The sequence below is a fragment of the Mesorhizobium sp. M0601 genome (assembly GCF_040320845.1).
In the GTDB taxonomy this organism is placed as follows: domain Bacteria; phylum Pseudomonadota; class Alphaproteobacteria; order Rhizobiales; family Rhizobiaceae; genus Mesorhizobium.
Window position 1 is genome coordinate 1 of record NZ_JAMYQK010000075.1, and the last position, 9,488, is coordinate 9,488.

Annotated in this window: 9 protein-coding genes; 5 read left to right on the forward strand and 4 right to left on the reverse strand. The window is 61.2% G+C overall.

Annotated elements, in window-relative coordinates; translation table 11 throughout:
* Together groEL and groES are read right to left on the reverse strand one after the other, a co-directional pair.
* Window positions 1–928: chaperonin GroEL (gene groEL, locus NKI41_RS32205; RefSeq protein ID WP_352686991.1), on the reverse strand; the 928-nt coding region annotated here is incomplete at its 3' end.
* 62 nt (window positions 929–990) lie between these two features.
* On the reverse strand, window positions 991–1,287 hold the full coding sequence (gene groES / locus NKI41_RS32210) for a co-chaperone GroES (protein ID WP_006203049.1): 297 nt from the start codon (window positions 1,285–1,287) through the stop codon (window positions 991–993).
* Window positions 1,288–1,504: 217 nt separating this feature from the next.
* On the opposite strand from groES, the gene NKI41_RS32215 reads away from it, so the two are divergent.
* Window positions 1,505–2,440 (forward strand): bifunctional helix-turn-helix transcriptional regulator/GNAT family N-acetyltransferase, encoded by a 936-nt coding sequence (locus tag NKI41_RS32215; RefSeq protein WP_352686993.1) that lies wholly within the window; start codon window positions 1,505–1,507, stop codon window positions 2,438–2,440.
* Window positions 2,441–2,480: 40 nt separating this feature from the next.
* Here NKI41_RS32215 and NKI41_RS32220 read toward each other — a convergent pair whose 3' ends face one another.
* The gene (locus NKI41_RS32220) at window positions 2,481–2,726 is read right to left on the reverse strand and encodes a BBE domain-containing protein (RefSeq protein ID WP_352474504.1); all 246 of its coding nucleotides are present in this window, start codon (window positions 2,724–2,726) and stop codon (window positions 2,481–2,483) included.
* Entirely contained in the window at window positions 2,695–3,126 is a 432-nt protein-coding gene (locus tag NKI41_RS32225; RefSeq protein ID WP_352474506.1) for a hypothetical protein, read from the reverse strand. The genes NKI41_RS32220 and NKI41_RS32225 overlap by 32 nt, the downstream gene beginning before the upstream one ends.
* Before the next feature lie 135 nt (window positions 3,127–3,261).
* Here NKI41_RS32225 and NKI41_RS32230 point away from each other — a divergent pair, with 135 nt between their 5' ends.
* The 4 genes from NKI41_RS32230 to NKI41_RS32245 all read left to right on the forward strand — a co-directional run bounded on the left by NKI41_RS32230 (window position 3,262) and on the right by NKI41_RS32245 (window position 9,434).
* Entirely contained in the window at window positions 3,262–3,741 is a 480-nt protein-coding gene (locus NKI41_RS32230; RefSeq protein WP_352474535.1) for a MarR family winged helix-turn-helix transcriptional regulator, read from the forward strand.
* Window positions 3,738–4,916 carry an HlyD family secretion protein gene (locus NKI41_RS32235; protein ID WP_352474507.1) on the forward strand — a complete coding sequence of 393 codons (1,179 nt, stop codon included), beginning with the start codon at window positions 3,738–3,740 and terminating at the stop codon, window positions 4,914–4,916. Before NKI41_RS32230 ends, NKI41_RS32235 begins: the two co-directional genes overlap by 4 nt.
* Window positions 4,917–5,220: 304 nt before the next feature.
* Window positions 5,221–6,756, forward strand: coding sequence for a DHA2 family efflux MFS transporter permease subunit (locus tag NKI41_RS32240; RefSeq protein ID WP_352517860.1), 1,536 nt, complete (start codon window positions 5,221–5,223; stop codon window positions 6,754–6,756).
* Window positions 6,757–6,929: 173 nt separating this feature from the next.
* On the forward strand, window positions 6,930–9,434 hold the full coding sequence (locus tag NKI41_RS32245; protein WP_352686997.1) for an EAL domain-containing protein: 2,505 nt from the start codon (window positions 6,930–6,932) through the stop codon (window positions 9,432–9,434).
* The last annotated feature ends 54 nt before the right edge of the window (window positions 9,435–9,488 follow it).

Genomic DNA, 9,488 nt, shown 5'->3' on the forward strand with positions numbered 1-9,488 from the left:
CGAGCTTGATGCCGAGGTCTTCGGAAATGACCTGGCCACCGGTGAGGATGGCGATGTCTTCCAGCATGGCCTTGCGGCGATCACCAAAGCCCGGCGCCTTGACGGCGGCGATTTTCAGGCCACCGCGCAGCTTGTTGACCACCAGCGTGGCCAGGGCCTCGCCTTCGACATCTTCCGAGATGATGACCAGCGGCTTCGAGGTCTGCACGACGGCCTCGAGGATCGGCAGCATGGCCTGCAGATTGGAGAGCTTCTTCTCGTGGAGAAGAATGTAGGCGTCTTCCAGATCCGCAACCATCTTCTCGGCGTTGGTGACGAAGTAGGGCGAGAGATAGCCGCGGTCGAACTGCATGCCTTCAACGACTTCAAGCTCGGTCTCGGCGGTCTTTGCTTCCTCGACGGTGATGACGCCCTCATTGCCGACCTTCTGCATCGCTTCCGCGATCATCGAGCCGACCGACACGTCGCCATTGCCGGCGATGGTGCCGACCTGGGCAACCTCTTCCGAGGTCTTGATCTTCTTGGCGTTCTTGATCAGCGTCGCGACGACGTCGGCGACGGCGAGGTCGATGCCGCGCTTGAGGTCCATCGGGTTCATGCCGGCGGCAACCGACTTGTGGCCTTCCTGGACGATCGACTGTGCCAGAACGGTCGCGGTGGTGGTGCCGTCGCCGGCGATGTCGTTGGTCTTCGAAGCAACTTCGCGGACCATCTGCGCGCCCATGTTTTCGAACTTGTCCTCAAGCTCGATTTCCTTGGCGACGGTGACGCCGTCCTTGGTGATGCGCGGTGCGCCGAACGACTTGTCGATGACGACGTTGCGGCCCTTGGGGCCGAGCGTGACCTTCACCGCGTCGGCGAGGATGTTGACGCCGCGCAGCATGCGCTCGCGAGCGTCGCGGGAGAATTTTACGTCTTTGGCAGCCATTTTTAGCTCCTGGCAGGGGCTTGGATTGAGCCCGAAGATTTAAATGAGGGTGAGGCCGATATTCAGCCGATGATGCCCATGATGTCGGATTCCTTCATGATCAGAAGGTCTTCGCCATTGAGCTTGACTTCGGTGCCCGACCACTTGCCGAACAGGATGCGGTCGCCGGCCTTGACGTCCAGCGGGACGAGCTTGCCGGCTTCGTCGCGGGCGCCGGAACCGACGGCGATGATCTCGCCTTCCTGCGGCTTTTCCTTAGCCGTATCGGGGATGATGATCCCGCCCGCGGTCTTGGATTCGGATTCGACCCGACGAACGACCACGCGGTCATGAAGCGGGCGGAACTTCGACTTTGCCATTTTTTATTCCTCGATGAGAATGGTGAGAACAGTTCCTCCGTCCGGCGGCGCCGGACATGTGGTTAGCACTCATCTTGGGGGAGTGCTAACGTGGCGCTGAAATAGGCTGGCAACTCGCGCGAGTCAAGGCGCACGGTGAGCATCATCAGGACAATTGCTTCAAACGGATACTTGACTAAGTCAACTAAATCGCTGATCTTGCCGGGAGGAGGATGCCATGACCATTCATCATCACCCAGGCAAGGAGCGGATCGACGCGGTGCGGGCCTTCAACCGCTTCTACACCCGCCAGATCGGGCTGCTCGACGAAGGGCTGCTGAAAAGCACCTTCTCGCTGACCGAGGCGCGAGTGCTCTATGAGCTGGCGCATCGCGATGGCCTGACCGCCACCGACCTTGCGCGCGATCTCGGCCTCGATGCCGGTTATCTCAGCCGGCTGCTGAAGAAGTTCGAGGAGCGTGATCTGGTCGAGCGCGCCACGATCGAGGCGGATGCGCGGCGCTCGTCGATCGCGCTGACCAAGGCCGGGCGGCAGGCCTTCGCGCCGCTGAACCAAGGTTCGCACGACCAGGTCGCGGCTTTGCTCGAACGGCTTTCGGTTGCCGAACAGGACAGGCTGGTCAAGGCCATGCAGACGGTGCAGCGTTTGCTGGGCGGAAGCGCCGAGCCCAAAATTCCCTATATGCTGCGGCCTCTGCAAGTCGGCGACATCGGCTGGATCATTCATCGCCAGGGTCTGCTCTACGCGCAGGAATATGGCTGGGACGAAACCTATGAGGCGCTGGTCGCCGAAATCCTCGGCGCATTCGTCAAATCCTTCGATCCGAAATGGGAACGCAGCTGGATCGCCGAGCGGCAAGGCGAGGTCGTCGGCTCGGTCTTCGTCGTGCGCCAGTCTGACGCGGTGGCGAAGTTGCGCCTGCTCTATGTCGAGCCGTCGGCGCGCGGCCTCGGCATCGGCAAGCGGCTGGTCGAGGAATGTATCGGCTTTTGCCGCGCCACGGGTTACACGACACTGACGCTGTGGACCAACGACGTGCTCGCCGCCGCCCGCCACATCTATGAGGCTGCGGGCTTTAAATTGACCAACGAGGAGCGCCACCATTCCTTCGGCAAGGATCTGGTCGGCCAGAACTGGAATTTGGAGCTGTAGCAGCGCCGCAGAATTTCGAGCATCGGCCTGGGGCGGTCGCTCAGGTCGCAGGCTTAATGTTTTGGTTCAAGCGAAAGAAATTGGTGGGATCATACTTGTTCTTTAGTGCGGCCAACCTCGGATAATTCTCGCCGTAAGCCGCCAGAACCCGATCAGTGCCTTCTTCGCCGAGATTATTCGCATAGACGCCGCCGGTCGAGAACGGTCTCATTGCATCCCACAGGTCGCGCGCCCATCGGATGTGCGTTTCGTCGTCAGACGGGTAGTCCCAGATCGTAAAGCGCATCCCGATTGGCGTAGGGCGTTCCGTCCATCGGTACTCGCGAGATGGCGCCGCCAACCTGCTGCAGGACCAGAAGCGATTCGCTGGGTGCAGTCATGTAAGCCGCAAGCATGGTATCGATCGCCTGATCTGTGATTTCGCGCATGAACTGCGCCTTCCAGTAGTAGCGCCGCCCGCGCGGAAAGAGGCTGTCCCCGGCCGATTGGATTTGAAGATAGGGGACAGGAGCAATCCGGCGCTCAACTGGCGTGCCATACTCTCTCAGAGGTTGAATGATTTGCTGGCCTTCGTCGAGTGGGCCGATGTAGCACGCCGATATGCTGAAGAAGCGTTCGCCCGAGGGCGCCGTCACAAGCGCTGCATCCAGGCTCAGCTCATCCGGGGCGCCGCTCGAGAACCGCATGGCTTCGCGTTACAAGCGCCCGGCGTAATAAATTGCTAACTACGATCGCCCTGCACCAACTGCCATGCACACTCGCCGGCTTCTGGCACAATCCGGCTCCTTGAATTATGAGCACGCTTATTATATATGTCGCTCATGGTTTCCGACGGCATCGACAGATTAGGCTTTTTGATCCACGACGTGCAGCGCCTGATGCGCAAGCGCTTCGAGGCGCGCGCCAGTGGTTTCGGCCTTTCTTCAGCGCAATGGCGGCTTCTGGTACGTGTCGCCAAGGAGGCGGGTGTCGCGCAGGCGCGGCTTGCCGAGCTTCTCGAAATCGAGCCGATCAGCGTCTCGCGTCTTGTCGATCGCATGGAGGAGGGCGGCTGGATCGAGCGCCGTCCCGACGCAACCGACAGGCGAGTGCGCATGATTTTCCCGACCGCCAAGGCAAACGCGGCCTACACCCACGTCAAGAGCCTTGCCGGCGAGGTCTATGAGGAATCGCTCGTTGGCGTTTCGCCGGAAGATCGCCGCGTCCTGGTCAGGGCGCTGGAGACAATGGTGCAGAATCTTGCAGATGGTGAGGCGCCGCCCTCGGAAAAAGTGAAGAATACGGAAGGCACAGCAGCATGAACGCGGTAGCCAAACTAGATGAGAATGCGGCCAAGCTGGAGATGGAAGCTCCCGCGAAGCCGGCGGCAGCTCCGGTAACGGTCGCTCCGCAGATAGCTCCGGCGCCGGTGGCGCCGAAGCAGAAGCGCCGTGCCGGCCGCTTCCTTTTGATGTTTGTGCTGCCCGCTGCGTTGATCGCCGGCGGCAGCTATGTCTGGGTGACCGGCGGCCGCTATCAGGAGACCGAGAACGCCAATCTGCAGCAGGCCAAGGTGTCGATAGCCGCCGATACGGCGGGCCGCATCGTTCAGGTCGACATTTTCGACAACCAGTCCGTCAAGCAGGGCGACGTGTTGTTCGCTATCGATCCCGAGCCCTACCGGATCGCATTGGCCCAGGCCGACGCGGCGGTGGCCGGCGCACGGCTCAATGTCGAGCAGTTGCGTGCGGCCTACAGCCAGGCGCTGGCGCAGGAGAAGTCCGACGAAAGCCAGGTCCAGTACGCGCAGTCGCAATATGACCGCGCCGCCGACCTTGCCCAGAAGGGCATCAACGCCAAGTCGTCTCTGGACGAAGCCAAGAACGACCTCGACAAGGCGAAGCAGCAGCTGGCCGTGGCCCAGCAAGGGATCGTCAGCGCCAAGGCGGCACTTGGCGGCAATCCCGACATCGAGACCGACAAGCATCCAACGGTAATGGCGGCGCTCGCCGCACGCGACAAGGCGGCCTACGATCTGGTCCAGACCACGGTCAAGGCACCCGCCGACGGCATCATCAGCCAGGCCGCTTCGTTCAAGGTCGGCCAGTATGTCGGTTCGGGCACGCCGCTGTTTTCGCTGGTCGAGACCGGCGACACCTGGGTCGACGCCAATTTCAAGGAAACCCAGCTCACCAACATGAAACCCGGCCAGAAGGCCGAAATCATGGTCGATACTTATCCGGGCAAGACGTTCGAAGCCACCGTCAAGGCGATCGGCGCCGGCACCGGCGCCGAGTTCTCGCTGCTGCCCGCGCAGAACGCTACCGGCAACTGGGTCAAGGTCACGCAGCGCATTCCGGTCCGCCTGGAATTGACCGATGCCGACGCCAAGGCGGCGCTGCGCACCGGCATGAGCGCGACCGTCACGGTGGACACCGGCGTTTCCCGCGGGCTGCCGAGCATTTTCCGCCGCGCCACGGCAGGCGAGGCCAGGTAAAGAGGCCTGGTAGCGGCCGCATAGCAAACAGCGAGATGGATGCAGGATTGGTCCGAGGGAGGCGCAGGAAAAGTTGAATGCGTAGACGGGCTGCGCTGTAGCCTGCCTGAGCAGACAACGTCGCGCAGGATCTTCGGTCCTCAGGTTTCCGGGCGGCAGGCGCCCGCTTTGTCGAGACGCTCAGTCGATGTAACCCCCACATCGATGCTCGCGTCCCACCGCGATGAGGGTCTCTCTACAGCGGGGCCTCGCCGTCCGGAAACCTAATGTACACGTTTTTGTTACCTGCTGGAAGTTTTACGTCATGAGCAGCCCAGAACCCTTTCGCGAAGTACCGCACCGCGGCCTGATCACAGTTGCGCTCATGCTTGCGACGATCATGCAAGCGCTCGACACGACGATCGCCAACGTTGCGCTGCCGACCATGACCGGCGATCTCGGCGCCTCCCCCGACAACATCAACTGGGTGTTGACCTCCTACATCGTTGCCGCGGCGATCATGACGCCGGTGACCGGTTGGCTGGCCGACCGCTTCGGTCGCAAGGAGCTGTTCCTGACGGCCGTGGTCGGTTTCACCGTCTTTTCAATGCTGTGCGGCATCGCCTGGAGCCTTGAGACCATCGTTTTGTTCCGGCTCATGCAAGGCGTGTTCGGTGCGGCCATCGTGCCGCTGTCGCAGACCTTCCTGCTCGACATCAACCCCAGGGAACGCCACGGCCAGGCCATGGCCATCTGGGGCGCCGGCATCATGCTGGGACCGATCCTTGGCCCGACGCTGGGTGGCTGGCTGACCGAGAATTTCAATTGGCGCTGGGTGTTCTTCATCAACCTGCCGGTCGGCATCATCGCCTTCCTTGGCATGGCGGCATATCTTCCCAGCGTCGCCCGGCGGGTGCGCAGCTTCGATTTCTTCGGCTTCACCATGCTCTCGCTCGGTGTCGGCGCGCTGCAGCTGATGCTCGATCGCGGCGGCGAGGTCGACTGGTTTTCCTCGATCGAGATATGGATCGAGCTTGGTCTTTCCATCACCGGCTTCTGGGTATTCACCATACATACGTTGACGGCGGAGCACCCCTTTATCGACCCCAAGATCTTCCTCGATCGCAATTTCGTCACCGGGCTGGCGTTCATCTTTGTCATGGGCGTGCTCATCCTGGCGAGCATGTCGCTGCTGCCGCCAATGCTGTCGACCATCTTCGGCTATCCGACCCTCACCATCGGCATCGTCCTGGGGCCGCGCGGTGTCGGCACGATGATCGCGATGCTGTTCGTCGGGCGGATCATGCACAGGATCGATGCCAGGATCCTCGTCGTCATCGGCTTCCTGCTGACCGCGCAATCGCTCTACACGATGTCGAGCTTTTCGCCGCAGATGGACAACTGGCTTATCCTCAGCTCCGGCGTCATCCAGGGCCTTGGAATGGGAATGGTGTTCGTGCCGCTGTCCACCGTGGCTTTCGCCACGCTCGACGCACGTTTCCGCACCGATGCAACGGCGCTGTTCAGCCTGGTGCGCAATCTTGGCTCGTCGATCGGCGTATCGGTGGTGACGGTTCTGCTGGTACGCAACACGCAGATCAACCATGCCGAGCTCTCGGCCTACATCAATCCGTTCAATCCCAACCTCTGGGCGGCATCGCCGGCAGCGGCGGGCGGCGATCCGACGGCGCTGTCGCTGATGGATCGCATGGTCAATATCCAGGCGATGATGATCTCCTACGTCAATGACTTCAAGCTGCTGATGATGATGACACTGCTTGCTGTCCCCTTTGTTTTCCTGCTGCGCAAGCCAAAGGCTGCGCCGCCCGCCGGTGGGGCGCCTGCCGCGCATATGGACTAAGTCTCACGGCTCCGGCACCGCGACCGGCTCACGGCTTCCGTTGCCTGTGCCGGTAGCGTCGGCGTTGAGCCAGGTTCACCTGCCATTAGTATATCCGGACCAATATGCAGTCGCTTTTGGGTTGAAGGCGAGCCTCCTTTGCTTGCCTCAAGCATCAGCGGGAGGAATTGTGTTTGGCCACGAAGTCATCCAGGCAAACCGCCGAAGCACCCGAATCCGCCAATCTAACGACGCTGGCTAAACTGGCGACTGCCTCGTACGAAGCCCTCGAACGCGAGCTGCGCGCGACGATTGCAGCACTCGAGGACCAGGCACTGCGGTTCCAGACCGCGATCGAGAACATCTCGCAAGGCATCTGTTTCTTTGATGCCGATGAACGGCTGATCCTGTGCAATCGACGCTATGCGGAAATCTATCGCCTTGCACCGGAGCAATTGCAGCCGGGTGCGGCGCTGCGCGAAATCGTCGAGCGACGCGTCGCTGTCGGAACCTCGGCAATGAATGCGGACGCTTATCTGGCGTTGGCCCGGGCAGTCAATTCGGGCACGGCTTCGGGGAACTGGACAGCCGAGCTCGCCGATGGCCGGACAATTCAGGTCTGCCATCAGCCGATGCCTGACGGCGGCTGGGTGGCCACGCATGAGGACATCAGCGAGCTCAGCGCCAACCGCTTGGTCGTCGACGAGCGTATCTCCTTGCAGACGCTGATCGACCTTGTGCCTGACTACATGTGGGTGAAGGACACCGAAAGCCGCTTCGTCGTCGCCAACCGAGCCATTGCGTCCGACAGCGGTCGAGACAGCACGAGCGACATGATCGGTCTGAGCGACTTCGACCTTCACGCGCCGGATCTTGCGCAGAAATTTCGCCTCATCGAGCAGCAACTGATGCGCGACGGACAACCGATGATCGACGAGGAGGAGTTCGTCGTCGATGCGTCAGGCACCGGCAAATGGTTCCTGTCTACGAAACTGCCGTTGCGCAACGTTCAGAACAACATTTTCGGCCTCGTCGGCATTGCCCGCGACATCACTGCGCGCAAGCAGGCCGAAATCCTTCGCGACGGGCAGGCGCATATCCTCGAGATGATCGCAAAGAGCGCTCCCCTCGAAGACGTGCTCGAGCGGCTCATGCGTCTGGTCGAGTCCCAACTGGCGGGGATATTCGGTTCGGTCTTGCTGCTCGACAAGGATGGCAGCCACTTGCGCCACGCCGCCGCGCCGAGCCTGGCGAGAGACTACACCGACGCCGTCGACGGCGCCGCGGTAGGCCCAAGGGCAGGGTCTTGCGGTACCGCAGTCTATCGGCGCGAGCCGGTGATTGTCGCTGACATCATGCAGGATCCACTTTGGCAGGACTATCGCGAACTCGCGCGGCCACACGGTTTGCGTTCATGCTGGTCGACGCCGATCCTGTCGCATCAGGGCGCTGTGCTCGGCGTTTTTGCGATGTATTCTATGACGGTGCGCGAACCGACCGAGGCCGAGACTCGCCTCATCGATTTCACCACGCGCATCGCCGGGATCGCCATCGAACGCAAACAGGCCGAAGACCGGATCCACTTCATGGCCAATCATGACGTGCTGACCGGGCTTCCCAATCGCGCGTTGTTGGAGGACCGGCTTTCACAGGCGGTCTTGTACGCCCAGCGATACGATCGCTGGGTGACAGTGGTGTTCATCGATCTGGACAATTTCAAATTCGTCAACGACACGCTCGGCCACAATGCCGGCGACGAGCTCCTGAAGATCGTCGCAAGTCGCATGGTCGACTGCGTCCGGGCGACCGATACCGTCGTGCGACTTGGCGGCGACGAATTCGTCGTCGTGCTTTTCGACCAGCCGGCGAACGTCGATCTCGTTTCCGAGACCTTGCAAAAGCTCAGGGCTGCACTCGCCGAGCCGGTTCAGCTCGGAGCGCATCTTGTGCGGGCGACGGCCAGCATCGGCATTGCCAACTATCCCAAGGATGGGACGGATCCCGATACGCTGCTGGCAAATGCCGACGCGGCCATGTATCGCGCCAAGGAATTCGGCCGCGATAATTTCCAGTTTTACGCTCCGGAGTTCAACACCAGGGCGCATGAAAAATTCCTGCTTCAGGAAGAGTTGCGAAACGCCTTGGCGCGTTCGGAATTCACGCTGCTCTACCAACCGCAGGTGGACCTTCGGTCAGGTCGGGTTTTTGCGGTCGAGGCGCTGATACGCTGGAACCACCCAACGCTTGGCACGGTAATGCCGACGATGTTCATCCCGACCGCCGAGGAGACAGGTCTGATCGTACCGATCGGTGACTGGGTTCTGCATGAGGCGTGCCGGCAGAACAAAGCCTGGCAAGACGCAGGACTGCCGCCCTTGACCGTTTGCGTGAATGTGTCGGCGCGGCAATTCAGGGAGCGCAACCTGATCGATCGCATTGTCAGCGCGCTGAAGGACAGCGGCCTGGAGGCCAGGTATCTCGAGCTGGAGGTGACCGAGAGCCTTATCATGCAGGATATCGAGCTGGCGGTCGCCACCATGAACGCCCTGCAAAGCCTGGGTGTCCAGATCTCGATCGATGATTTCGGCACCGGCTATTCCAGCCTCAGCGCACTCAAGACCTTTCCTGTGGCGCGGCTGAAGATCGACAAGTCCTTCATCAAGGATCTCGTCGACCGTGAACTATCCGCAAGCCGTTGATCTGGCATGTTGATTGAGGCGGATAGCGGCTTTTGGATTGCAGGATTAGCGGTT

Bases quoted from the DNA above. Each gene is read 5' to 3' on its own strand.
- NKI41_RS32225 (WP_352474506.1), bottom strand. From the start codon at position 3,126: ATGCGGTTCTCGAGCGGCGCCCCGGATGAGCTGAGCCTGGATGCAGCG.
- NKI41_RS32215 (WP_352686993.1), top strand. From the start codon at position 1,505: ATGACCATTCATCATCACCCAGGCAAGGAGCGGATCGACGCGGTGCGG.
- NKI41_RS32235 (WP_352474507.1), top strand. From the start codon at position 3,738: ATGAACGCGGTAGCCAAACTAGATGAGAATGCGGCCAAGCTGGAGATG.
- NKI41_RS32230 (WP_352474535.1), top strand. From the start codon at position 3,262: ATGGTTTCCGACGGCATCGACAGATTAGGCTTTTTGATCCACGACGTG.
- groES (WP_006203049.1), bottom strand. From the start codon at position 1,287: ATGGCAAAGTCGAAGTTCCGCCCGCTTCATGACCGCGTGGTCGTTCGT.
- NKI41_RS32240 (WP_352517860.1), top strand. From the start codon at position 5,221: ATGAGCAGCCCAGAACCCTTTCGCGAAGTACCGCACCGCGGCCTGATC.
- NKI41_RS32220 (WP_352474504.1), bottom strand. From the start codon at position 2,726: ATGCGCTTTACGATCTGGGACTACCCGTCTGACGACGAAACGCACATC.